Source organism: Streptomyces sp. NPDC059861 (assembly GCF_042731435.1).
GTDB lineage: Bacteria > Actinomycetota > Actinomycetes > Streptomycetales > Streptomycetaceae > Streptomyces.
The window spans coordinates 1-23,318 of record NZ_JBHWJQ010000021.1; the positions used below are offsets into that span (position 1 = coordinate 1).

At 73.9% G+C, this 23,318-nt stretch carries 20 protein-coding genes; 14 read left to right on the forward strand and 6 right to left on the reverse strand.

Annotated elements, in window-relative coordinates:
* Nucleotides 1-91: 91 nt before the first annotated feature.
* Together ACFV6X_RS19550 and xylA are read right to left on the reverse strand one after the other, a co-directional pair.
* A complete protein-coding gene (locus ACFV6X_RS19550; RefSeq protein ID WP_385385114.1) occupies nt 92-403 on the reverse strand; it encodes a hypothetical protein in 312 nt (103 codons plus the stop codon).
* Nucleotides 404-724: 321 nt separating this feature from the next.
* Complete coding sequence (gene xylA / locus ACFV6X_RS19555; protein WP_365450829.1) at nt 725-1,891, reverse strand: xylose isomerase; 1,167 nt, start codon at nt 1,889-1,891, stop codon at nt 725-727.
* 210 nt (nt 1,892-2,101) lie between these two features.
* Here xylA and xylB point away from each other — a divergent pair, with 210 nt between their 5' ends.
* From xylB to ACFV6X_RS19570, 3 genes are all read left to right on the forward strand, one after another.
* Complete coding sequence (gene xylB / locus ACFV6X_RS19560) at nt 2,102-3,547, forward strand: xylulokinase (RefSeq protein WP_385385117.1); 1,446 nt, start codon at nt 2,102-2,104, stop codon at nt 3,545-3,547.
* 106 nt (nt 3,548-3,653) lie between these two features.
* A complete protein-coding gene (locus ACFV6X_RS19565) occupies nt 3,654-4,868 on the forward strand; it encodes an ROK family protein (RefSeq protein ID WP_385385120.1) in 1,215 nt (404 codons plus the stop codon).
* Between the two features lie 201 nt (nt 4,869-5,069).
* Entirely contained in the window at nt 5,070-5,669 is a 600-nt protein-coding gene (locus ACFV6X_RS19570; RefSeq protein WP_385385123.1) for an N-acetylmuramoyl-L-alanine amidase, read from the forward strand.
* 30 nt (nt 5,670-5,699) lie between these two features.
* On the opposite strand, the gene ACFV6X_RS19575 is transcribed toward ACFV6X_RS19570, so the two are convergent.
* Entirely contained in the window at nt 5,700-7,151 is a 1,452-nt protein-coding gene (locus ACFV6X_RS19575) for an FAD-dependent oxidoreductase (protein WP_385385126.1), read from the reverse strand.
* A 48-nt stretch (nt 7,152-7,199) separates the two neighbouring features.
* Nucleotides 7,200-8,432, reverse strand: a complete 1,233-nt coding sequence (locus ACFV6X_RS19580; protein WP_385385128.1) for a polysaccharide pyruvyl transferase family protein — start codon at nt 8,430-8,432, stop codon at nt 7,200-7,202.
* A 562-nt stretch (nt 8,433-8,994) separates the two neighbouring features.
* Here ACFV6X_RS19580 and ACFV6X_RS19585 point away from each other — a divergent pair.
* From ACFV6X_RS19585 to ACFV6X_RS19630, 10 genes are all read left to right on the forward strand, one after another.
* Nucleotides 8,995-9,960, forward strand: coding sequence for an NAD-dependent epimerase/dehydratase family protein (locus tag ACFV6X_RS19585; protein ID WP_385385131.1), 966 nt, complete (start codon nt 8,995-8,997; stop codon nt 9,958-9,960).
* Nucleotides 9,961-10,087: 127 nt separating this feature from the next.
* Nucleotides 10,088-11,749, forward strand: a complete 1,662-nt coding sequence (locus tag ACFV6X_RS19590) for a carbamoyltransferase (protein WP_385385134.1) — start codon at nt 10,088-10,090, stop codon at nt 11,747-11,749.
* A gap of 208 nt (nt 11,750-11,957) precedes the next feature.
* Complete coding sequence (locus tag ACFV6X_RS19595; protein WP_385385137.1) at nt 11,958-13,043, forward strand: glycosyltransferase family 2 protein; 1,086 nt, start codon at nt 11,958-11,960, stop codon at nt 13,041-13,043.
* Nucleotides 13,040-13,666, forward strand: a complete 627-nt coding sequence (locus ACFV6X_RS19600) for a D-glycero-alpha-D-manno-heptose-1,7-bisphosphate 7-phosphatase (protein WP_385385139.1) — start codon at nt 13,040-13,042, stop codon at nt 13,664-13,666. Before ACFV6X_RS19595 ends, ACFV6X_RS19600 begins: the two co-directional genes overlap by 4 nt.
* Nucleotides 13,663-14,829 (forward strand): glycosyltransferase family 9 protein, encoded by a 1,167-nt coding sequence (locus ACFV6X_RS19605; protein WP_385385142.1) that lies wholly within the window; start codon nt 13,663-13,665, stop codon nt 14,827-14,829. The genes ACFV6X_RS19600 and ACFV6X_RS19605 overlap by 4 nt, the downstream gene beginning before the upstream one ends.
* Entirely contained in the window at nt 14,826-15,791 is a 966-nt protein-coding gene (locus ACFV6X_RS19610) for a glycosyltransferase (RefSeq protein WP_385385145.1), read from the forward strand. The genes ACFV6X_RS19605 and ACFV6X_RS19610 overlap by 4 nt, the downstream gene beginning before the upstream one ends.
* Nucleotides 15,788-17,059: a glycosyltransferase gene (locus ACFV6X_RS19615; RefSeq protein ID WP_385385148.1), complete on the forward strand. Its 1,272-nt coding sequence runs from the start codon at nt 15,788-15,790 to the stop codon at nt 17,057-17,059. Before ACFV6X_RS19610 ends, ACFV6X_RS19615 begins: the two co-directional genes overlap by 4 nt.
* A gap of 132 nt (nt 17,060-17,191) precedes the next feature.
* Nucleotides 17,192-17,851 carry an SIS domain-containing protein gene (locus tag ACFV6X_RS19620; protein ID WP_385385150.1) on the forward strand — a complete coding sequence of 220 codons (660 nt, stop codon included), beginning with the start codon at nt 17,192-17,194 and terminating at the stop codon, nt 17,849-17,851.
* Entirely contained in the window at nt 17,848-19,257 is a 1,410-nt protein-coding gene (gene rfaE2 / locus ACFV6X_RS19625; RefSeq protein ID WP_385385153.1) for a D-glycero-beta-D-manno-heptose 1-phosphate adenylyltransferase, read from the forward strand. Before ACFV6X_RS19620 ends, rfaE2 begins: the two co-directional genes overlap by 4 nt.
* Nucleotides 19,254-20,267 (forward strand): glycosyltransferase family 9 protein, encoded by a 1,014-nt coding sequence (locus ACFV6X_RS19630; protein ID WP_385385156.1) that lies wholly within the window; start codon nt 19,254-19,256, stop codon nt 20,265-20,267. Before rfaE2 ends, ACFV6X_RS19630 begins: the two co-directional genes overlap by 4 nt.
* 26 nt (nt 20,268-20,293) lie before the next feature.
* On the opposite strand, the gene ACFV6X_RS19635 is transcribed toward ACFV6X_RS19630, so the two are convergent.
* Complete coding sequence (locus tag ACFV6X_RS19635) at nt 20,294-21,559, reverse strand: MFS transporter (RefSeq protein ID WP_385385341.1); 1,266 nt, start codon at nt 21,557-21,559, stop codon at nt 20,294-20,296.
* Nucleotides 21,560-21,942: 383 nt separating this feature from the next.
* Here ACFV6X_RS19635 and ACFV6X_RS19640 point away from each other — a divergent pair, with 383 nt between their 5' ends.
* Nucleotides 21,943-22,137 carry a DUF2795 domain-containing protein gene (locus ACFV6X_RS19640; RefSeq protein ID WP_365445053.1) on the forward strand — a complete coding sequence of 65 codons (195 nt, stop codon included), beginning with the start codon at nt 21,943-21,945 and terminating at the stop codon, nt 22,135-22,137.
* Between the two features lie 165 nt (nt 22,138-22,302).
* Here the strand turns inward: ACFV6X_RS19640 and ACFV6X_RS19645 are convergent, their stop codons facing one another.
* A complete protein-coding gene (locus ACFV6X_RS19645) occupies nt 22,303-23,145 on the reverse strand; it encodes a glycosyltransferase family 2 protein (RefSeq protein ID WP_385385159.1) in 843 nt (280 codons plus the stop codon).
* Nucleotides 23,146-23,318: the final 173 nt, after the last annotated feature.

A 23,318-nucleotide genomic window follows, 5' to 3' on the forward strand; every position in this document is an offset into this window, starting at 1 on the left:
CAACGTCGCCCGAACACGGTTCACTTCATGTGCGTCCACACACTCACCGTGCCCCTGAACAAGGTAGACACACAGACCTAACGGAGTCCTACTAGGGCAGTTCGTCGACCGGAAGGTCCGAGATCAGGGATTCCAGATCGCTCGGAAGATCGCTCGGAAGATCGTTGGGCAGCCCGCTCAGCAGGTCGCTGGGCAGCTCCGAGGGGAACTGGGTCGGAAGTGACGGCAGTCCGCTCGGCAACCTGGTGGGGAGCTCGGTGGGCAGCTCGCCGGGGATGCCGAGGCTCGGGTCCGCAGAAGTGCTGCTGCCGCCGGTCGGCTTCCCGTCCGGCGACTCGTCACTCCCGGAGTCCATCAGCACCAGCACGGCGACGGCGACCGCGACAGCCACGAGCACGGCCACGGCGAGCAGGACGGGACCGCGCCGCCGTCGCGGGGGTACTGAACCGAATTCCGTGGTGGACGGTCCGAAACCGCCGCCCGGAGGCGGCGCGTCACCCGGTGGCCCGGGCGGTTGAGGCGGTACGGGCGGAATGGCCATGGTGACCAGATTCCCGAAGCGGGCACCCGCGCCGCGACCCCCACGCGGTGGTTGACACGGGCTCATGGCATGGAGCGCACGATTCCGTGGCATCCCGCGCGGAGGTCGGACCTGCGTACTCCGGTCGGACCCTGCGCGTGCGCCGGTCGGACCTGCGTACGCCCCGCACGGCCTCGTAGGGCCTCAGCCGCGCGCGCCCAGCAGGTGGTCCATCGCCAACTGGTCGAGCCGCTCGAACGCCATCCCGCGCGCGGCGACCGCGTCGACGTCGAACTCCTCGAACGCGGTGCGGTCGGCGAGCAGCGCCTGCACGCCGTCCGCGGCCGTGGGCTGGGCCAGTTCGTCCAGTCGCGAGGCGCGCAGGGCCTCCTGGACCTCGGGGTCGGCGCGGAAGGCGGCGGCACGCTCCTTCAGGATGAGGTAGTTGCGCATGCAGCCCGCGGCCGACGCCCACACGCCGTCGAGGTCCTCGGTCCGCGGCGGCTTGAAGTCGAAGTGGCGCGGACCCTCGTAGCCGGCGGTCTCCAGGAGGTCGACCAGCCAGAAGGCGGACCGAAGGTCACCGGCGCCGAAACGCAGGTCCTGGTCGTACTTGATGCCGGACTGACCGTTGAGGTCGATGTGGAAGAGCTTGCCCGCCCACAGGGCCTGCGCGATGCCGTGCGGGAAGTTCAGCCCGGCCATCTGCTCGTGACCGACCTCGGGGTTGACGCCGTACAGCTCCGGCCGCTCCAGGCGCTCGATGAACGCCAGGGCATGGCCGACGGTGGGAAGCAGGATGTCGCCGCGGGGCTCGTTCGGCTTGGGCTCGATCGCGAAGCGCAGGTCGTAGCCCTGAGAGGTGACGTACTCGCCGAGGAGGTCGAACGCCTCCTTCATGCGGTCGAGTGCGGCGCGCACGTCCTTGGCGGCACCGGACTCGGCCCCCTCACGCCCGCCCCACGCGACGTAGGTCCGCGCGCCCAGTTCCGCCGCCAGGTCGATGTTGCGGATGGTCTTGCGCAGCGCGTACCGGCGGACGTCGCGGTCGTTCGCGGTGAACGCGCCGTCCTTGAAGACCGGGTGCGTGAAGAGGTTGGTGGTGGCCATCGGGACGGTCATGCCGGTCGCGTCCAGAGCCTGACGGAAGCGCTTGATGTGTGACTCGCGCTCGGTGTCCGAGGATCCGAAGGGGATCAGGTCGTCGTCGTGGAAGGTCACTCCGTGGGCCCCGAGCTCGGCCAGGCGCTGCACCGTCTCGACCGGGTCGAGGGCACGCCGCGTGGCGTCGCCGAACGGGTCCCTTCCCTGCCAGCCGACGGTCCACAGGCCGAAGGTGAACCTGTCCTCGGGGGTGGGCTGGTAGTTCATGCCGCGGCTCCCTTGCTCGCTTGCGACTGTCGCACACGACTATTTCGTCATGGCGGTTTACAAATTAGTATGCGAACGCATCCCTGGGAAGACACCACCGCCTCAGTGGGAAGAGACACAGGAGAGACCCAGGTGTCTCATCCCGAGACATGAGCAGCAGGAACCCCCAGGCACGAGCCGCAATGACGCCGCAGAAACAGGGAGAGCCCGATGTCAGCAGCCGAGGGTCCGCTCGTCGTCGGCGTGGACACGTCCACGCAGTCCACCAAGGCGCTGGTCGTCGACGTGTCCACCGGTCAGATCGTGGCGAGCGGCCAGGCGCCGCACACCGTCACGTCCGGCGCCGGCCGGGAGAGCGATCCCCGGCAGTGGTGGGAGGCGCTGCGCGAGGCGCTACGCCAGTGCGGTGAGCCCGCCCACGAGGCCGCCGCGGTGTCCATCGGCGGCCAGCAGCACGGCCTCGTCACGCTGGACGCCCGGGGCGAACCGGTGCGTCCCGCCCTGCTGTGGAACGACGTGCGCTCGGCGCCGCAGGCACGGCGGCTGGTCGACGAGCTGGGCGGCGCGAAGTTCTGGGCGGACCGCACGGGCAGCGTGCCCGCCGCGTCGTTCACCGTCACCAAGTGGGCCTGGCTCGCGGAGCACGAGCCCGAGGCGGTGCGCGCGACGAAGGCGGTACGGCTCCCCCACGACTACCTCACCGAACACCTCACGGGCCAGGGCACGACCGATCGCGGCGACGCCTCCGGCACCGGCTGGTGGGCGTCCGGCAGCGAGGCGTACGACGAGGAGATCCTCGCGCGCGTGGGTCTGGATCCGGCACTGCTGCCGCGCCTGGTCCGGCCCGGCGAGGTGGCGGGCACCGTGCGGGACAGTCATGACCTGCCGTTCTCCAAGGGCACCCTGGTGGCCCCGGGCACCGGCGACAACGCCGCCGCCGCGCTCGGTCTCGGCCTGCGCCCCGGCAGCCCCGTGATGAGTCTGGGCACGTCCGGCACGGTGTACGCGGTGTCGCAGCGGCGTCCCGCCGACCCGACCGGCACGGTGGCGGGCTTCGCCGACGCGCGCGGGGACTGGCTGCCGCTGGCCTGCACCCTGAACTGCACGCTCGCCGTCGACCGTGTCGCGGCCCTGCTCGGCCTGGACCGCGAGGCCGTCAAGCCCGGCACGAGCGTGACCCTGCTGCCGTACCTGGACGGTGAACGCACCCCCGACCTGCCGAACGCCTCGGGGCTGCTGCACGGCCTGCGGCACGACACCACCGGCGGTCAGCTCCTCCAGGCGGCGTACGACGGCGCCGTGCACGCGCTCCTGGGCGCACTGGACCTGGTCCTCGACGCGGACGCGGACCCCTCGGCGCCCCTGCTGCTGATCGGCGGCGGCGCCCGGGGGACGGCCTGGCAGGAGACGGTACGACGGCTCTCCGGGCGGCCCGTCCAGGTACCCGAGGCCCGCGAGCTGGTCGCTCTCGGCGCGGCCGCCCAGGCGGCCGGCGTGCTCACCGGCGAGGATCCGGCCGCGGTCGCCCGGCGTTGGAACACCGCGAACGGGCCGGTGCTGGATGCGGTCGAGCGGGACGAGGAGACGCTGGCCAGGATCTCCGGGGTACTCTCCGACGCGGCCCCGCTGCTGGAGCGGAGCCCCGAGAGCCGGTGACACCACTGATGACATCACGGAGCCGCCTGGGCCCACTGGGCCACCAGGATTGACCTAGCTGACCGAACCGGCCGAACCGGCCGAACAGATCGACAAGGACGGGGGCATGACCGCACCGCTGCACAGGGCCGACCCCGCCGGTCCCGGACGCGCGCTGCCGGACACCCAGCAGGGCATGCGGCGCCGCAATCTCGCCCGGGTGATGCACACCGTCAGCGCGGAGGGCCCCGTGTCCCGCGCCGCGGTGGCCTCGCGCATCGGCCTGACCCGTGCGGCGGTCTCCACCCTGGTCGACGACCTCATCCGTACCGGCCTGCTGGAGGAACTCGGGCCCGAACGTCCCGGCCGCGTGGGCCGGGGCCGCCCCGGATCCGCCCTCGCGGTCAGCGGGCACGGCCCCGCGGGGATCGGCGCGGAGGTCGGCGTCGACCATCTCGCCGTCTGCGCGGTCGACCTGCGCGGAGAGGTGCGCGCGCGGGTCGTACGGCACGGCACGAACCGCGACCGCCCGCCCGAGCCGGTGATCGAGGAACTCACCGCGCTGGTGCGCCAGGTCGTCGCCGAGGTGGAACGCGAAGGGTTGTGGCCCGCGGGGCTCGCGGTTGCGGTGCCCGGGCTGGTGGCGCGCGACGCCCGGACCGTTGTACGCGCCCCCAACCTCGGCTGGCACGACACCGACCTCGGCTCCCTGCTGCCCGCGGAGCTGCCCCTCACCGTGGACAACGAGGCCAACTTCGGTGCGCTCGCCGAGCTCTGGCTCGGCGAGGCGACGCCACGGGACTTCGTGCATGTGTCGGCCGAGATCGGTATCGGCGCGGGCGTGGTCGTGGACGGCGGACTGCTGCGCGGAACGCGGGGATTCGCGGGCGAGCTGGGGCACGTGCCGGTCCGGCCGGACGGGCCGGCGTGCGCCTGCGGCGGACGGGGGTGCCTGGAGCAGTACGCAGGCGAGGAGGCCGTGCTGCGTGCGGCCGGTCTGCGGCCGGGCGGGGACCGCGTCGGACTGCTCGCCGGGCTGGCTGCGGAAGGTGACGAGAGCGTACGGCGGGCGCTGAGCGAGGCGGGCGAGGCACTCGGCGTCGCGCTGACCGGGGCGGTGAATCTGCTGGACCCCGAGAGCGTGGTCCTGGGCGGCGCGCTGGCCGGGCTCGCTCCCTGGCTGCTGCCGTCCCTGCGCTCAGAGCTGGCCCGCCGCACGGCGGGGCCGGCCTGTCCGGTGTCCGTGTCGCGGCTGGGTTCCGAGGGGCCGTTGCTGGGGGCCGGGCACTGGGTGGTGCGGGGCGTGCTGGATGATCCGGCGGGGGTCGGATCGGGGGGCTGACACCTTCCGAAAAGCTCGTCAAGGTCCTGCCCGCTCCCCGTTCGGGTGAGCGAGTTGTCCACAACGTCGCGGTCGTCCACGGAACGACGGCGCCACCTTCACGCAACCGTCCCGCGCCGTACCTTGAATGACGAGAGGCGCGGTCGGCCGACCCGATTCCTCCCTTGCTCCGAACTTCCTCCAGTTGAGAGGCGATTCCCCATGGAACGGGCACGACCGCTCCCCCACCGGCGACGGATCCTCAAGGGCGCCGCCCTCGCCGTCGCCCCCTACGCTCTGCTGCCCGGGCCCAGAGCGGACGCGCAGACCCCGGCTCCGGACCACCCGCTCGCGGAGTGGCAGCCGGCGACCCACGCCAACTACACCGAGGCGAACCGTCCGGCGACCCACCCCATAGACCTGGTGGTCATCCACGTCACGCAGACCGACTACTCCGGGACCCTGGCGGTCTTCCAGCACCCCCGCAAGAAGGTGTCCGCGCACTACGTCGTCCGGTCCGGCGACGGACACGTGGCGCAGTGCGTCCGCGAGTCCGACATCGCCTGGCACGCGGGGAACTGGGGGTACAACACGCGCAGCATCGGCATCGAGCACGAGGGGTGGGTGGACCAGCCCGGCTACTTCACGGACGCCATGTACACACGCTCGGCCGCCCTCACCGCGGCGATCTGCGCCAAGCACGGCATCCCCAGGGACCGCACCCACGTCATCGGCCACTACGAGATACCGGGCACCGACCACACCGACCCCGGCCCGCACTGGGACTGGCCGCGGTACATGAGGCTCGTCAACTCCGCCTGACCTGAGCGGGGCCCAGGAGGGGCCCGGTCCTCAGCCGTGCTCCGCCGCCGCCCCGGCCGGCAGGTGCAGCCGCGCCCCCTGACGCATCAGCTCCTGCTGGACCAAGGCGTGCGGTACCTCACGTGGGCTGCGGTTGATCCGGGTGGACAGCGCGGCGCAGACGCCCGCGGCCTGGCCGGTGGCCATGGCGATAGGCATGACGCGATAGGAGGAGTGCGCCACATGGGAGCCGGAGATGCAGCGGCCCGCGACGAGCAGGTGGTCCGTGTCGCGGGGCAGCAGGCAGCGCAGCGGGATGTCGTAGAAGCGGCCACGGGGGACGCGTTTGAGGACCGTGCCGCTGCCCCTGGGGTTGTGGATGTCGACGGGGTAGGCGCCGTGCGCGACCACGTCGGGGAAGGGGCGCGCCGCCAGGATGTCGTGGCCGGTGAGCCGGTAGTCGCCGAGGATGCGCCGGGTCTCGCGGACGCCGATCTGGGTGCCGCTCTGCCCGACGTAGGCCTCCTCGAATCCGGGGACGTGCCCGCGAAGGAAGCGGTCGATCTGTTCCATCTGGCGGCGGGCGACGTACTCGGCGCGGCTCAGGTCCCACACGTCGATGCCGAGTGCCCGGGTGACGCGGGTGCTGTTGACGCTGACCTCGCGAGGGTGCGGGGTGCCGAAGAAGAGGATGTCCTCGCGGGGCAGGCTCAGTTCGCCCGCCTTGGTGGCCTCCTCCACGAGGTCCCACAGCCCGTGCACGCCGCGCCACTGGTCGGGGTGCTCACGGACGTACTCGCCGAACCGGGGCCGCAGGAAGTCCACGACGCGGAACATCAGCGTCATCGGCTGTACCAGCCCGTCCTCGGGCCGGCCGATCTCCCACGGTGCTCCGCAGGCGGCGGCCACGTCGCCGTCGCCCGTGCCGTCGACGACGACATCGGCGTCGATCACCACCGGGCCGGACTTGGTCTCGAAGACGACCCGCCAGCCGTCGCCGAGGGGAAGCGCCGAGGAGGCGAAGGAGTGGAACAGCATCTGGACGCCAACCTCGTCGAGCAGGTCGAGGAGGACGAGTTTGTAGATCTCGGGGTCGAACGGCACGGTGTACCCGGTCTGGAGGGAGGGCGGGATGCAGCCGCCGCGCTCGTTCAGCCTGTCCAGCAGCCGCCACAGGAAGCCCGCGACCACCGCCTCGCCCTCGCCGTGGTCGGTCGGCAGCAGCTGGTCGCCCTCCTCGCCGGGTTCGGTGAAGACGGCCTGCTTCTGCTCGTTGTGGAACGACATCAGCGGCATCACGAGGGCCACGGTCGCGTTGCCGCCCAGGAAGCCGTACCGCTCCACGAGCACGACGTCGGCGCCTGCGTCGGCCGCGGCGTACGCGGCAGCGGTGCCGGCCGGTCCGCCGCCGATGACCAGGACCTCCGTACGGCCCCCGTGACGGGCCTCGCGCGGGGGCAGGGTGACGGTCCGTGGCACTGGAGGTCGTTGCAGGATCGGCATCGGTTCTTCCCGTCGGAGGTGTTCCGAAGGCGGTGGGGGCCCGGCGCGTCAGGTCACCGATCCGGAACCGGGCCGCAGCAGGTGCAGGCCGGGACGTTCGGTGTCCGGCATCTCCTCGGACCGCTCGGTCCGCTCCTCCAGCGCGTCGAGAACCACGGAGCACCGGACGCAGGTCTGACGGGCGGCCCCCCGCAGCGCCTGGACGCGCGCGTCGAGATCGTCGCGCCGTTGCGGGAACTCGTCCCACAGCCGGTCGACCTCCGCGAGCAGCAGCCCGGCCTGCTCGCGCGCCACACCGACCAGCGCGGGCGCCCCGATACGGCGGGAGAAGTCGAAAACCTTGCCGGAGTAGGGCAGCGGCAGCACAGGCAGCCCCGAAAGAGCGGCGAAGATCACGAAGTGCAGGCGCATGCCGACGGCGAGGTCGAGGTGGTTCATGAAGCCGAGGACCTGGCCGGGGCTGTAGACGCTGTGCAGGATGCGCCCGCGATCAGGTGCGGTCATCCGGGAGAGCACGCCGTGGGCGTGGTGGACGTCCTGGCGTTCCATCGGCACGAAGACCACGTGCGCCTCCAGCCGCCGTACCAGGAAGTCCGCCACGTCGGCGAGGAGGGCGTGGTAGTCGCTCTCGTCGAGCTTCTCCGCGGCCCGGCCCGGTTCGCGGACCGACATCCCCACCAGGCGGGTGTCGGCGGGGATGCCCTCCTGCCGCATCATCTGCTCGGTGAAGGGCTCCGGCGGCAGCAGCAGCGCCGGATCGGCGGTCACGGTGATGTCGCGATCCAGCCCGGCCTCCTCCAGCACCAGCCGGGACTCCTCGTCACGTACGACGACCTCGTCCATGGCGGACAGCACAGTACGCACGGCCTCCCGGTCCTCCGCCTCACGCAACGGCCCCGCGCCCACGGCGTACGCGAAGGTGCGCACGCCTCTGGCCTGGGCGGCGCCCACCAGGCGCAGATACCGGCGTGCCTCACCGTCGTAGAGGAGGCCGCCGCCACCGAGCACCAGCAGGTCCAGGTCGGACAGGACGTCCAGGATCTGTTTCTGCGGGACGCCCTCCCAGTCGACCACCTCGTCGGCGGCGGGCTGGTGAGCGCGGGTGTGCTCGGCGTCCCGGCTGAAGACGACGAGCCGGGCCTGCGGGCGGTGGACGCGCAGGCAGCCCAGGACGCAGGTGAGGATGGCCTCGTCGCCGATGTTGAAGCCGCCGTACGAGCCGAGCAGACCGATGCGCGGCCCCGGTCCTGGGGGCCGGAAGGGCTGGGTGGTGAGGGTCATCCGGAACTCCTGTCCAAGGAGCTGACGAGCAGTTCGGGGGTCCGGGACAGCTAGGTGGGCGCGGCGGGGGTCGGGGGCAGGCTTCATGGGTCGCTGCGGTCGCTGCCGCGGGCCGGGCCCGGGTTGCCTTGCCCGCGCAGAAGAAACCCCAAGGCGGGGACAAACCCCTCGACCAGTTACTTTCCGACGGGCAGCGTCATCTTTTCACGGGATCGGTGCCACCACCATCGCAGCGTCGGGCCCTCTGGGCGGGGCACCCCCCGGCTCGGGTGGGTGGTCCCGGCCGGTGAGGAAACCGGCGTCGCACGTCGACGCCCGCACCTCTCCTGCCTCACTCGCCGGGGCCTCACGCTGCGTGCATCACCCGAATGCCGTACGCCTCCGCGCCTCCCGGGCCCGGGCGGAGGACGCTGATCTCGGTAACTCGGCGCGCCCCCACGGCGCCCGCGGCCGGCGTCGGAAGAGAAGGCGGAGAAAGCGGCGTCGACAAGGCAACGACCAGGGTCCCGTACCGGCGCCGGGCTTCGAAAGGCCGCCGTCGTCACGTGCAGAGGAGACCTCAATGACCACCACATCCTCACGTACCTGGGAGCACGCCGTCGTCACCGGCGGTGCGGGATTCGTCGGCTCGCATCTGTGCGCCGCGCTGCTGGACTCCGGCGCGGCGGTCACCTGCGTGGACGACTTCAGCACCGGGCGGCCCGAGAACATCGCCCCGCTTCTGGAGCGCCCCGGATTCACTCTGGTCAACGCGAACGTCGCCGAACAGCTGCCCGTCAGGCGGCCCCCCGATCTCGTCCTGCACTTCGCCTCCCCGGCCTCCCCTGCCGACTACCTGCGGCTGCCCCTGCACACGATGGAGACCGGCAGCCTCGGTACCCGCCACGCGCTGGAACTTGCCCATGCGCACGGCGCCCGCTTTCTGCTCGCGTCGACGTCCGAGGTCTACGGCGACCCGCAGCAGAACCCGCAGGACGAGCGGTACTGGGGGAACGTCAACCCGGTCGGCCCGCGCAGTGTGTACGACGAGGCCAAGCGGTTCGGCGAGGCGCTCGCCACGGCGCACGCCGACGCGGAGGGCACGGACACGTGCATCGTGCGGCTGTTCAACACCTACGGCCCACGGATGCGCGGTCACGACGGGCGGGCCGTGCCGACCTTCGTTCGCCAGGCCCTGGGCGGCGAACCGCTCACGGTCACCGGCGACGGCGGCCAGACGCGTTCGCTGTGCTACGTCGAGGACACCGTCCGGGGCATCCTCGCGGCGGCGGGGCACGGCATGCGCGGGCCGGTGAACATCGGCAATCCGGGCGAGATCACCATGCTGGACCTCGCTCGCCTGGTCATCCGGCTCGCCGGTTCCTCCTCGGAGATCCGCTTCATCGAACGGCCGACCGACGACCCTGCCGTGCGCTGCCCGGACATCACGCTGGCCCGCGACAAGCTCGGCTGGGAGCCCACGGTGGACGCGGAGGAAGGCCTGCGCCGCACGATCGACTGGTTTCGCGCGACGGCCGACGCGAGCTGAGATCCCGCGGGCAGGCGGCGGCGCCGACCCGCTCCGAAGCGGAAATGAAGCGCTGAAGGGCCCTGACGCGCACCACGCTCACGCCCGCAGGCCCCCACTCACCGCACCCGAACCCCCTGGGACCCCTATGCGCATCCTCGGAATCAACGCCCTCTTCCACGACCCCGCCGCCGCCCTCGTGATCGACGGCCGCACCGTGGCTGCCGCCGAGGAGGAGCGGTTCTCCCGCCGAAAGCACGGCAAGCGGCCGGTGCCGTTCTCCGCCTGGGAGCTGCCGGAGAAGGCCGCCGCGTGGTGTCTGCGCCGGGCGGGACTGCGCCCGCGGGACCTGGACGCGGTCGCCTACTCCTACGACCCGCGGCTCGCCCGGCCCGCCGAGGCGATGGGCCTGGACGACCCCTGGGACCACCTCCGGCAGACGTACGCCCGCGAGGCCCCCGGCTTCCTAGCGGCCGCACTCCCGGGGCTCGACGCCGAGAAGGTCCGTTTCGTCCCGCACCACATGGCGCACGCCGCGTCCAGCGCCTTCGCCGCACCCGACGCCGGAGACTCGTCCGTGCTGGTGCTGGACGGTCGCGGGGAGCGCGCCTCGCACCTCGCGGCGCGGCGGGTCGGGGACCGGCTGGAGCCGCTGCACGCGCAGGAGCTGCCGCACTCCCTGGGCCTCATCTACGAGGAACTGACCGATCATCTGGGCTTCCTGCGGTCCTCGGACGAGTTCAAGGTGATGGCCCTGGCCTCGCACGGCAACCCGAGAGTGCTGGCCGAGCTGCGCCGGTACGTGTATCCCACCGGGGACGGCGGGTTCCACGCCGCGGGCGTCCCATGGCACGAGTTGTGCCCACCGCGCGGAGCGGACGAGCCGTGGACGCAGGAGCACGCGGACGTGGCGGCGAGCGCGCAGGCGGTGCTGGAGGAGACACTGCTCGACCTGGTGCGCTGGCTGCACGGCCGGACCCACCACAGCGTGCTCACCCTCGCCGGGGGCGTCGCGCTGAACTGTGTCGCCAACTCCCGTATCGCCCGCGAGGGCCCCTTCTCACGGGTGTGGGTGCAGCCGGCGGCCGGTGACGCGGGCACGGCGCTGGGCGGTGCGCTGCTGCTGGCCGCGGGCGCGGGGGACGCGCCGGAGCCGATGGCGGGCGCCGACCTGGGCCGGGACTGGTCCGACGCGGAGCTGGGCGCGTGGCTGAAGACGGCGGCCGTACCGTTCGAACGTCCGGCGGACATAGCGGAGACGGTGGCAGAGGCCCTCGCTGACAACGGGATCGTCGCCTGGTTCCAGGGACGCTCCGAGTACGGTCCCCGGGCGCTCGGCCACCGCTCGCTGCTGGCCCATCCCGGGCACGCGGGAAATCTCGAACGACTCAACGACGTCAAGGGACGTGAGCAGTTCCGGCCCGTGGCGCCCATGGTGCCGGCCGACCGCGCCGCCGAGATCTTCGACGGGCCGCTGCCCAGCCCTTACATGCTGTTCGTGCATGACGTGGCCGAGTCCTGGCGCGAGCGCATCCCGGCCGTCGTGCACGTCGACGGCACGGCCCGCATCCAGACCGTGGATCCGGCCCAGGAACCGCTGGTCGCCCGGATGCTGGACGCGTTCGAACGGCGCACCGGACTGCCGGTGGTGGTCAACACCAGCCTCAACACGGCCGGCCGGCCGATGGTCGACGATCCGCGCGACGCCCTGGAGTGCTTCGGCTCCTCACCGGTGGACCTGCTCGCCATCGGCCCGTACGCGATCCGGCGCGGCGAGTTCTTCCGCGCCACCGGGGAGGGGAGGGCCTGATGCGGAAGCACACGGCTCGGGCGGCACATGGCGTAGGACGCCCGCAAGCCCCCGCTACCGAGCGCACCGTCCGGGCGGCACGGCGACTGCAGGGCCCCACGCCGGGCCACGCGACCCCGGCGTCCCCCGGCCGCATGACCCGGTCCGCGTACCCCGCCGGCCCTACGGCCCCCGCCGCCGACCTCGAGCACGCCCCCCGGAGGCCCCGATGAGCGAGGCAGCACCGTCGGCCCCCGCCGCGTACGCCGACGACGCCTACGCGGTGGTGATCCCCACCCTCGGCCGCCCCAGTCTGACCGCCTGCCTGCGCGCGCTGGCCCGGTCCGGCGGTCCGCGCCCGGTTCGGCTGGTCCTCGTCGACGACCGCCCGGACCCCGCGGTGGCCGAGCTGACGGGCAAGGTTCCCGAGCAGTTGCGCGCGCTCACCACGGTCGTCCGGGGTGGCGCCCGGGGCCCTGCCGCGGCCCGAAACGCGGGGTGGCGGGCGGCCGGAAGCGTGCCTTGGATCGTGTTCCTCGACGACGACGTGGTGCCCAGCGCCTCCTGGGGGGAGGACTTGGCCCTCGACCTGGCCGGGGCGGCGTTCCGGACGGGCGCGGTCACCGCGCGGATCGACGTCCCCCTGCCGCCGGACCGCCGCCCCACCGACTGGGAACGCAACACCGCCGGACTGGCCACCGCCCGCTGGATCACCGCCGACATGGCCTACCGCAGGGCCGCCCTGGAGGCGGTCGGCGGTTTCGACGAACGCTTCCGGCGGGCCTTCCGGGAGGACGCCGAGCTGGCCCTGCGGATCATCGCGGCCGGCTGGACGGTGACGGCCGGGTGCCGCCGTACGACGCATCCGGTGCGGCCCGCGGGCCGCTGGGTCTCGGTACGGCTCCAGGCAGGCAACGCGGACGACGTGCTCATGACCCGGCTGCACGGCCGGACGTGGTGGCGCCGGGCGGGGGCGCCGCGCGGGCGGCTGCCCCGGCATCTGGCGGTGACCGGGGCGGCGGTGACGGGCCTTGCCTGCGCGGCCCTGGGTCGGCGCCGGGCGGCCGCCGCGTGCGCCGGGCTGTGGCTGGCCGGGACGGCCGAGTTCGCGCTGGCCCGGACCGTGCCGGGGCCGCGCACCCGCGACGAGGTGGCCACGGTGGCGCTGACCAGCGTGGCGATCCCCCCTGCGGCCGTGTGGCACTGGCTGCGCGGACAGCTCGTCCACCGTGGGGTGCTGCCCGTCACCGGGCCCGGGCCCGGTGAGCCGCCGCGTCACCCGCGGGCACCGGACCGGGAGCGGGTTCCCTCATGACGCCGCTCACGACGCCCCGCGAGCCGCGCCGGGCACCGGGACCGTGGCTGTTCGACGGCCCCCCGCAGCCCGTCCCCGACGGCTTTCCGGCCGCCGTCCTGTTCGACCGTGACGGCACCCTCGTCGTCGACGTCCCCTACAACGGCGACCCGGCGCGGGTCGTGCCGATGCCGACGGCGCGTGAAGCCGTCGACGCGGTGCGGGCACAGGGCATCCCGGTCGGCGTGGTGAGCAACCAGTCGGGCGTCGCCCGGGGCTTGTTGACGTACCGCCAGGTCGCGGACGTGCGACGGCGGGTGGACGACCTGCTCGGCCCGTTCGCGCTGTGGGCGGTCTGCCCGCACGGCCCGGACGACGGCTGCGGCTGCCGCAAGCCCGCGCCGGGCCTGGTGCTGGCCGCGTGCGCACGGCTCGGCGCGCCGGTCGACCGCACGGTCGTCATCGGCGACATCGGGGCCGACGTGACCGCCGCCCGCGCCGCCGGTGCCCGCGGCGTGCTGGTGCCGACCCCGGTGACCCGCCCCGAGGAGACCGCACAGGCCGAGACCACCGCTCCCGACCTCCGCGCGGCGGTCCGGCGCGCCTTGGCCCTGGCACCCGACTTGACACCGGGAGAGTCATGACGGCCGATTCCCGAACGCTGCCCCGCTCGCTGGTCGTTCGTCTGGACAGCGCCGGCGACGTTCTGCTGGCCGGTCCCGCCGTGCGGGCCGTGGCCACCGCATCGTCGTACACGGCGATGCTGTGCGGGCCCCAGGGGGCAAGCGCGGGGCGGCTGTTGCCAGGCGTGGACGAGGTGCTCGTGCACGACGCGCCGTGGGTGGGCCTGGAACCGGCGCCGGCCTCCCGGCAGGCGACCCGGCAACTGGTGGACACGCTGGCGGCCCGGCGCTTCGACCGGGCGCTGGTGCTCGTGTCGTACCACCAGAGCCCGTTGCCCGCGGCCCTGCTGCTGAAGCTGGCGGGGGTCGCCTGGACGGCCGCCGACAGCGAGGACTACCCGGGGGCCCTGCTGAACCTGCGCCACCACCGGCAGCCGCACCGGCACGAGGTGCTGGCGGCGCTCGACCTGGCCCGGGCCGCGGGATTCGCCCTGCCGCCGGGCGACGACGGGGCGCTGCGTATCGCGCCGCCGCCGGACACGACCCACCTGACCGGACCCGATCCGTACGTGGTGCTGCACCCCGGCGCCGCCGTGCCCGCGCGGGCGTGGAGCGCCGGGCGGGCGGCCCGGGCGTCTGCCGCGCTGTCCGCCGCCGGGTACCGCGTCGTCGTCACCGGCGGCCCCGGCGAGCGGGACCTGACCGCCCGGGTGGCCGGGGCGCATGCCCTCGACCTGGGCGGGGTCACCGATCTGGAGCGGCTTGCCGGTGTGCTCGCCGGGGCGCGGGTCGCGGTGATCGGCAACACGGGACCCGCGCATCTGGCCGCCGCCGTCGGCACGCCGGTGGTGTCGCTGTTCGCGCCGGTGGTCCCCGCCGAGCTCTGGCGGCCGTACGGCGTCCCGCATGTGCTGCTCGGTGACCAGAAGGCGACCTGCGCGGGCACCAGGGCCCGGAACTGCCCCACGCCGGGCCATCCCTGTCTCGACGGGATAGGTGACGCGGAAGTGCTGGCCGCGGTGACCGCACTGAGCACAAACCAACCAGTCGGAACGAATGACTTCAGGCAGACAAGAAAGACATACCGGACAGGGCCCGTACTGAACCAGGACCCGTCGCCCAGGTCGGCCGGCACGCGCGGGCCGGGCGGCAGGGCCGGAACGGAACGAGGAGCGGCCAAATGAACATCCTGTTATGGCATGTGCACGGCTCCTGGACCACGGCGTTCGTCCAGGGACCTCACACCTACCTCGTTCCTGCCACTCCGGGTCGCGACGCGGACGGCCTCGGCCGCGCCCGCACGTTCTCTTGGCCCCCCTCGGTGCGGGAACTGACGCCCGCCCAGCTGCGGGACGCGGAGGTGGATCTCGTGATCCTCCAGCGCCCCCACGAACTGGAGCTGGCCGAGCGCTGGCTGGGCGGCCGGCGTCCCGGCCGTGACCTGCCCGCCGTCTACCTGGAGCACAACGCCCCGGACGGCGACGTGCCCACGACCCGGCACCCGTTCGCCGACCGCGACGATCTGAAGCTGGTGCACGTCACCCACTTCAACCGCCTTTTCTGGGACTGCGGCAGCACCCGCGTCGAGGTGATCGAGCACGGCATCGTCGACCCGGGCCACCAGTACACCGGCCGCCTTCCCCGCGCGGCCGTCGTCGTGAACGAACCGCTGCGGCGCGGCCGCTACACCGGGACCGACCTGCTGCCCGAACTGGCCCGCGCCACACCCCTGGACGTCTTCGGCATGCGAACCAAGGGGCTGGCCGACCACCTCGGCCTGCCCGAGGAGCGCTGTCGCTCCGCCGATCTGCCGCAGAGCGAACTCCACGCGGCCATGGCCGAACGCCGGATGTATCTGCACCCGGTGCGCTGGACGTCGCTCGGTCTGTCGCTCCTGGAGGCGATGCACCTGGGCATGCCGATCGTGGCGCTCGCCACCACGGAGACCGTCGAGGCCGTCCCGCCGGACGCGGGCACGCTGTCCACCCGTCCCGAGGTGCTGGCACATGCCGCTCGGCGCTACCTCGAAGAACCGGAGGCCGCCGTCGAGGACGGCGCCCGGGCCCGTCAGGCGGCCCTCGAACGCTACGGGCTCAAGCGCTTCCTGAACGACTGGGAGCGTCTGCTGACGGAGGTGCGCTCATGACGTCAACGGTCGGATCCCTGCCGCACAGCGACTTGGACGCAGAAGGGCCGGGCTCGCTGTCCATCGCCCTGGTCTCCGAGCACGCGAGCCCGCTGGCCGCGCTGGGCGGAGTCGACGCGGGCGGGCAGAACGTCCATGTGGCCTGCCTCGCGAGCGCGCTGGCAGACCGGGGCCACCACGTGACGGTGCACACCCGCCGCGACGACCCCGACCTGCCAGACATCGTGCCCCTGCGCGACGGCGTCGAGGTGCACCACGTCCCGGCGGGGCCGGCGGAGCCCATACCCAAGGACGAACTGCTGCCTCACATGGGGGACTTCGCCCACCAACTGACCCGGCTCTGGCGGGCCCGGCCGCCCGACGTCGTGCACTCGCACTTCTGGATGTCAGGACTCGCCTCGCTGCGCGCGGTGCGCTCCCTGGACCTGCCCCTGCTGCACACCTATCACGCGCTGGGCACGGTGAAGAGGCGGCACCAGCAGCTCGCGGACACCAGCCCGCCACAGCGGATCGGCCACGAGACGGACGTCGGCCTGGGCTGCGACCGGGTGGTCGCCACCTGCCGGGACGAGGTCATGGAGCTGACCCGGATGGGCATCTGCGCCGACAAGGTCGGCGTCGTGCCGTGCGGGGTCGACACCGAGCTGTTCACCCCCCGGGGACCGGTCGCGAAGCACCGGACCCGGCGCTACCGGCTGCTTCAGCTGGGCCGGCTCGTCCCCCGCAAGGGCGCGGCGGTCTCCGTCGCCGCGCTGACCCGGCTGCCGGACACCGAACTCCTCATCGTCGGCGGTCCCCCGAAGGACCGGCTCGACGAGGACCCGGAGGTCTGTCGCCTGCGCGCCCTCGCCCGTCGGGCCGGGGTCGCCGACCGGGTCCACTTCACCGGCGGGGTGCCCAGCCACCAGGTGCCCGCGCTGCTGCGCGGCTCCGACGTGGTGCTCTGCCCGGCCGACTACGAGCCCTTCGGCATCGTCCCGCTCGAGGCGATGGCCTGCGGCCGCCCCGTCGTCGCCAGCGCGGTGGGCGGCCAGCTGGACACCGTCGCCGACCCGGCCACCGGACGGCTGGTGCCGCCCCAGGACCCCGAGGCACTCGCCCGGGCCGTCGCCGAACTGCTGGCCCGGCCCGAGGTTCGGGAGACGTGCGGCGCCGCCGGGCGCCGTCGTGTGCTGCGCCGCTACGGCTGGAACCGCGTCGCGGCCGAGACCGAGGCGGCGTACTGCGCCGTCCTGGACGCCCGCCACGCCGCGACGGAGGTGGTGTGAGCCCTCGACGCCCGCCGGTCCGGGCGGCCCCGCCCGGTCTTCGACAGCGTTCCGACCCACCGCACAGCACCGACGCCCGAAGGAGGTGCGGGTCCGGCCGCCGTCCCGTGTGACGCGGTACGCCCGACCAGCATGAGCGAATTCGTGAACCCCGCGTCACCCCTGTCCCCCGCCCCGGCCGCCTTGGAGACCGCACAGAGCCACTGCCGGTCCTTGGAGCAGGCGCTGGTCCGGCTGCGCCGGGACGGGCTCGGCCGGATAGCCGGCTGGGGCGGCCGGCTTGCCGCCGTCCTGCCGGCCGGCGGCCGCCTCCTGGCCGCGGGCAACGGCGGCAGCGCCGCCCAGGCCCAGCATCTGACCGCCGAGCTGGTGGGCCGGTACGGCAGGGAGCGGCCCGCGTTTTCGGCCATCTCCCTGCACGCCGAGACCTCCAGTCTCACCGCTCTCGGCAACGACTACGGGTTCGACCAGGTGTACGCCCGTCAGGTGGCCGCCCACGGCCGCCCCGGGGACGTCCTCGTGCTGCTCTCAACCTCCGGCCGCAGCGCCAACCTGATCAGCGCGGCCGCCACCGCCCGGACGGCGGGCCTGAGCGTCTGGGCGCTGACGGGACCCCGGCCGAATCCGCTGGCCGAGGCCGCCGACGAGGCACTGTGCATCGACGCCGACACGACGGCGACCGTCCAGGAGGCCCATCTGGTCGCCGTGCACCTGCTGTGCGAGGCCTTCGACACGGCACTCGCCCCCCGCGCCGCGTCCCGCGCCGTCGCCGCCCACGGGAGGGTCTCGTGACGGCGCCGAAGCCGCTGGTGGTCGTCGGGGACGTACTGCTGGACGAGGACATCGAGGGCGTCGCCACCCGCCTGGCCCCCGACGCGCCCGCTCCGGTCGTCGACGTCACCCAGGACCGCACACATCCCGGCGGTGCGGGGCTGGCCGCGGCCCTGGCGGCCCGCGGTGGGCGCGAGGTGATCCTGGTGACCGCCCTCGGCGACGACGCCGCGAGCGAGGCGGTACGCCGTCAGCTGCGCGGCAGGGTCCGGCTGGTGGAGATTCCGCTGACGGGCAGCCTGCCCGTGAAGACCCGCGTGCTGGCGGGCGGGCGCCCCCTGGTGCGGATCGACCGGGGCGGCGGCGTTCCCGGTGAACCCGACGGGGCGGTACGGGAGGCACTCACCCAGGCCCACGCCGTACTCGTCGCCGACTACGGGCGGCACACCGCGAGCGCCGTCCGTCAGCATCTCGCCGCGGTGGCGCCGCGCACCCCGCTGGTGTGGGATCCGCATCCCAAGGGAGCGGAGCCCGTCCCCGGGGCGCGGCTGGTCACGCCGAACGCCGCAGAGGCGCGCGGCCTGTGCCCCTCCCCGGAGTGCGGGGCCTCCGGAGGCTCCAGGAGCGACTCGCTGCGCGCACACGCCGAACGCGGGGCGGCGCTCGCGGAGCGCTGGCAGGCGGCCGGAGTCGCGGTGACGCTCGGCGACCGGGGAGTCCTGCTGGCCCGGCCGGGCGACGGCACGCCGATGCTGATCCCACCGCCCTACCAGGCCACCGGGGACCCGTGCGGCGCCGGTGACTGCTTCGCCGCCGCGACCGCCACGGCACTGGCGGACGGCGCGCTCCCGGAGGAGGCCCTCCAGCGGGCGGTGGCCGAAGCGGCCGCGTTCGTGTCGGAGGGCGGGGCCGGCAATCCGGCGCTGTGGCGGACCACGCCCGCCCTGCCCGCCACCGGCGGGCGGGGCTCGGACCCCCTCGCCCTCGCCGAGCAGGTCCGGGCGCGCGGCGGGACGGTGGTCGCCACCGGCGGCTGCTTCGACCTGCTGCACGCCGGTCACGTGGGGCTGCTGGACAGCGCCCGCAACATCGGCGACTGCCTCATCGTCTGCGTCAACTCGGACGCCTCCGTCGCCCGGCTCAAAGGCCCGGGACGACCGCTCAACCCGGTGGCGGACCGGGCCCGCGTCCTGCAGGCCCTCGGCAGCGTCGACGCCGTGGCGGTCTTCGACGAGGACACCCCCGAGCAAGTGCTCGCCCGGCTGCGGCCCGACGTGTGGGTGAAGGGCGGCGACTACTCCGTCCAGGACCTGCCCGAGGCCGAGTCCCTGCGTGCCTGGGGCGGGCAGGCGGTGGTCCTGCCCTATCTGGACGGCCGGTCCACGACAGTGCTGGCACGTCGTGCCGCCCGGGCCGCCGCCCGATGACCGCCCGGCCGGTCCCCCGGGTGCTGGTGCTGCGCGCGCTCGGTCTGGGCGACCTGCTGACCGCGGTGCCCGCCCTGCGGGCGCTGCGCCGGCACGCCCCGGGTCATGAGCTGGTGCTGGCCGCCCCGGAACGGCTGTCCGAGCCGGCCGCCGCCACCGGCCTGGTGGACCGGTTGCTGCCCACGTCCGCCCCCGGCCGGGAGGTGCCGACCGATCTGCCCTGGACGGGCCCCGCGCCCGACCTGGCTGTGGACCTGCACGGCAACGGCCCGCCGAGCCACCTGCTGCTGCAGCGCCTGCGCCCGCACCGCCTGCTCGCCTACGCGCACCCGGACACGCCGGACGTCACCGGCCCCGTCTGGCGCCAGGACGAGCACGAACGGGACCGCTGGTGCCGGCTGCTGCGCTGGTACGACATCCCGGCCGACCCTGCGGACCTGGGCATTCCGTTGCCCAGGACGGCCTCCCCGGCGCCGGGCGCCGTCGTCGTTCACCCCGGCGCCGACGCCCCCGCCCGCTGCTGGCCGAAGGAACGGTTCGCGGCCGTGGCCCGGGAACTGCGCCGGTGCGGTCACGACGTCGTGGTGACCGCCGGTGCGGGCGAGGGCGCGCTGGCCGCGTACGTGGCCGCGGAGGCCGGGCTGCCACCGGGAGCGGTTCTCGGCGGGACCGGTGAGGTGCCGTTCCACCAACTGGCCGCGCTGATCGCGGAAGCCCGCTGCGTGCTGGTGGGCGACACCGGGCCGGCCCATCTGGCCACCGCGCTGGGCACCTGCTCGGTCGTCCTCTTCGGGCCGGTCGCCCCTCGGCTGTGGGGGCCGCCGCCCGACTCGCGCCATCGGGTGCTGTGGCATCCCGGGGAGGACGACGCGGCCCGGCCGGGCGACGCCCACGGCCGGGTACCGGACGCCCGGCTGCGGCAGATCGGCGTCGAGGAGGTGGTGGAGGCGGTGCGGGCGGTGACGGAGGGGGTGACCGGCGCGCCGGTCACCGGGTCCTCCCCCCGCTGAGGCCTCCGCCGGGCCGCCCCGCTGCCTCAGGCAGCCGTGCCGAGCGCGGGCTGCGCTGCCGTCGCGTCGCGCTCGCCGGTCCGCAGCGGCACGGGGCCCGGCGTGCGACGGTTCCGCAACAGGTAGCCCGAACCCAGGGCGCCGGCGACGACCAGGCCGCCGATCACCAGGGCGCCCCTGGCTCCGGCGACTTCCATCAGCAGGCCGAGCAGCGGCGGACCGGCAAGTCCCCAGCCCGTGCTGATGCTGCCCCAGACACCGAGGACGCGGCCGCGCATGTGGGCGGGCGGGTCGGTCTGCAGGACGGTCGTACCGGCGGTGTCCGAGACGGACTCCACGACGGCCATGGGCAGCACGAGCACGAGGAGGACGGCGATCGACGGCGACAGCCCCGCCACCGCCTGGAGCAGCGCGCCGACGGCGGCCAGGGCACCCACCAGCCGCACCGAGGGCTTGCGCAGCCGCGCGCCGAGCACGGCGCCGACGATGCCACCGACGGCGAGGACGGTCGAGACGGTGCCGAAAGCGCCGGCGCCGGCCGCGAGCGGGCCGGTGACGAGGACGGCGAGGGTCAGGCCGTAGTTCCGGCCGAAGATCGCGCTCAGTCCGGTGATCCCCGCGAGAGCGACCAGCCTGGGGCGGCGCGCGAAGTAGGCGAGGCCCTGCCGCACGCTCATGTCCTGCGCCTGCTGTCGTGCCGCCGCCTCGGTGCCCCGCAGGGCGGGGACGACGTACTTGACCGCTGCGGCGGCGGGGCGCAGGAACGGGATGACCGAGGCGACGAAGAGGAACGACAGCCCGTTGGCCGCGTAGGCGGCGGCCGTGCCGAGGAAGCCGACCGCGATGCCGGCGAGCGCGGTGCCGGCGAGTCGGCCCGCACTGTGCACCAGCGAACCGACCCCGATCGCGGAGGGCACGTCCTCGGCGGGGACGAGGTCGTTGCCCAGCAAGGCGCAGGCGGGTCCGTCGACCGTGGCGATGGTTCCGGTGACGGCGGCCAGCACCAGCAGGACGGTCAGGTCGAGCCGGTCGGTCGCCACCAGCAGGGCCGTCACGAGGGCGACCACGCCGAGCAGCGCCTGGCTGACGAGGGCGGTGAGTTTCCGGGGCCAGCGGTCGACGGCGGCGCCGCCCACCAGGCTCACCAGGAGCGCGGGCGCGGCCTGCACGGAGACGGACAGCCCGGTGGCCGCGGCCGACCCCGTGATCTGCAGCACCAGCAGGTTCTGCACGGTGAGCTGCATCCACGTTCCGGCGTTCGACACGAAGTTCGCGAGCGACCACCAGCGCATGCTGCGGTACTTCAGGGACCGCCACGGCGAGCTGGAGCCGGCGGCGGAAGGCATGGAGGAGGCAGGTGAGGAAGGCACAGGAACACTCGGAGACAGGGGCGCGGTCGGCGCGGGAGCGGTCGTTCAATCCGGCTGAGCTCGGAACACCGGCTGCGCTGCGCGGCCGCTCCACCTGGATCTGGGCGTCGCCCATCGTGGCAGACGGAACGTGTGAGCCGGGACCGGCGCGCGCACCGCGCGAAGATCCACGAAGGGCAACCGACCGTCGTGCTCAGGGATTTACCAACGCGTGTGCACTTGCTCACAGGTTCCTGCGCCCATCGCGTTATGCGACGCACGTCACGGGAACGCGGGAGCTGAAACCTCACCACAGTGGAGGAGTCATGGCTGGTATCAGCCCTCCGGATCTGCAGAAGGCCCTGTCCGGTGCGGAGTACCCGGCCGACCGCGAACAACTGGTCGAGGTCGCCCGGCACAATCACGCGCCCAAGGAGGTCACGGATCGGATCGAGCACCTCGGCAAGGAGCAGTACGAGAACCCGGCCGAGGTGAGCAAGGCCGTCTTCCGGAACGAGTGACACCCACACGCCCCTGGCGGCGGTCGGCCTGGCGCCCGGCCGCCGCTTCGTGTGGCCGCGGCGCCGCTCCTGCGCGATCCGCCGCGGACGGTGACACCGCGTGACGGATGGTCAGTTTCGGCACATGGCTCAGCGCCATCCGCGCACCTTCCGCCTGGGCGCCGCTCACGGGGTCGCCCGGTCCAGCAGCCGGGCCGCTTGTTCGATGCGTTCGGGGAGCCTCTCCCGGTCCCTCAGCGCCGCGGGGAGCCGCGCGAGGGTGCCGCGCAGGGCTGTGCCGGCCTCCCGTTCGCCACGGGCCGCTGCGGCACAGAGGTGAGCGGTGTGCCGTAGCGCGACCTGCACGGGGCGGCGCAGCCATGCGGTGAGCAGGGCGTTGCGCAGCTGTGCGGCCGAGCGGCCGGGGCGCTCGCCCGGGTCGGGGTGGTGCAGGGCCGTCACCGTGGGCACATGGCTCACGCCCCAGCCGCGGGCCGCCAGATCGTAGGCGAGCAGGGTCTCCTCGCCGCCGAAGAACAGCACCGGGTGGTAGCCGCCGGCCTCCAGGAACGCCTCGCGCCGGACCACCGCCGCGCAGGCGAGGAACCCCAGGACCGGTCGTCCGGGCAGGTCGGCGGCGGGCGGCAGCGGTGAGGCGGCGAGCACGGAGTTCAGCGGATCCTCGAGGGCGTCGGGGCCGACCAGGGTCCGCGCGGCCAACAGGCCCAGGCGCGGGTAGGCGTCGAGGAGGTCGGCGGCTGTGTCCAGGGCGCCCGGCGCCCACCACGAGTCGTCGTCGCTGAAGGCGACGTAGGGCGTCGTGGCGTGCCGTACCGCGAGGTTGCGGCCCAAGGCGCCGGTGTTGTGCCCGGCGGCCAGGAGGTGCGCGGGCACCGGGTGCTGCCGTACGGCCTCCACCGTCCCGTCGACGGAGCCGTTGTCGACGACGACGATCTCCGGGTGTTCGGGCAGCGCGGCCAGCCGGTCAAGGGTGCGCAGGACACTCCGCCGCCTGTTGCGCGTGATCATCGCGACGGTGACCCGGCAAGGGCGCCGATCGGCCACGGCGGGCCATGGGACGACGACTTCGGCCACGGGGTCCTCCAGGTGAGGTGTCGGGAACGGCGGGCAACGGGCCTCCCCCGCCCACGCCGTACCGCCGGACGCACGGCGAAACCCCCCGCGATCTCCCACGCGCACAG

Coding starts and splice junctions, on each gene's coding strand:
- xylA (WP_365450829.1), bottom strand. CDS start 1,891: ATGAACTACCAGCCCACCCCCGAGGACAGGTTCACCTTCGGCCTGTGG.
- xylB (WP_385385117.1), top strand. CDS start 2,102: ATGTCAGCAGCCGAGGGTCCGCTCGTCGTCGGCGTGGACACGTCCACG.
- ACFV6X_RS19565 (WP_385385120.1), top strand. CDS start 3,654: ATGACCGCACCGCTGCACAGGGCCGACCCCGCCGGTCCCGGACGCGCG.
- ACFV6X_RS19570 (WP_385385123.1), top strand. CDS start 5,070: ATGGAACGGGCACGACCGCTCCCCCACCGGCGACGGATCCTCAAGGGC.
- ACFV6X_RS19575 (WP_385385126.1), bottom strand. CDS start 7,151: ATGCCGATCCTGCAACGACCTCCAGTGCCACGGACCGTCACCCTGCCC.
- ACFV6X_RS19580 (WP_385385128.1), bottom strand. CDS start 8,432: ATGACCCTCACCACCCAGCCCTTCCGGCCCCCAGGACCGGGGCCGCGC.
- ACFV6X_RS19585 (WP_385385131.1), top strand. CDS start 8,995: ATGACCACCACATCCTCACGTACCTGGGAGCACGCCGTCGTCACCGGC.
- ACFV6X_RS19590 (WP_385385134.1), top strand. CDS start 10,088: ATGCGCATCCTCGGAATCAACGCCCTCTTCCACGACCCCGCCGCCGCC.
- ACFV6X_RS19595 (WP_385385137.1), top strand. CDS start 11,958: ATGAGCGAGGCAGCACCGTCGGCCCCCGCCGCGTACGCCGACGACGCC.
- ACFV6X_RS19600 (WP_385385139.1), top strand. CDS start 13,040: ATGACGCCGCTCACGACGCCCCGCGAGCCGCGCCGGGCACCGGGACCG.
- ACFV6X_RS19605 (WP_385385142.1), top strand. CDS start 13,663: ATGACGGCCGATTCCCGAACGCTGCCCCGCTCGCTGGTCGTTCGTCTG.
- ACFV6X_RS19610 (WP_385385145.1), top strand. CDS start 14,826: ATGAACATCCTGTTATGGCATGTGCACGGCTCCTGGACCACGGCGTTC.
- ACFV6X_RS19615 (WP_385385148.1), top strand. CDS start 15,788: ATGACGTCAACGGTCGGATCCCTGCCGCACAGCGACTTGGACGCAGAA.
- ACFV6X_RS19620 (WP_385385150.1), top strand. CDS start 17,192: ATGAGCGAATTCGTGAACCCCGCGTCACCCCTGTCCCCCGCCCCGGCC.
- ACFV6X_RS19630 (WP_385385156.1), top strand. CDS start 19,254: ATGACCGCCCGGCCGGTCCCCCGGGTGCTGGTGCTGCGCGCGCTCGGT.
- ACFV6X_RS19635 (WP_385385341.1), bottom strand. CDS start 21,559: ATGCGCTGGTGGTCGCTCGCGAACTTCGTGTCGAACGCCGGAACGTGG.
- ACFV6X_RS19640 (WP_365445053.1), top strand. CDS start 21,943: ATGGCTGGTATCAGCCCTCCGGATCTGCAGAAGGCCCTGTCCGGTGCG.
- ACFV6X_RS19645 (WP_385385159.1), bottom strand. CDS start 23,145: ATGATCACGCGCAACAGGCGGCGGAGTGTCCTGCGCACCCTTGACCGG.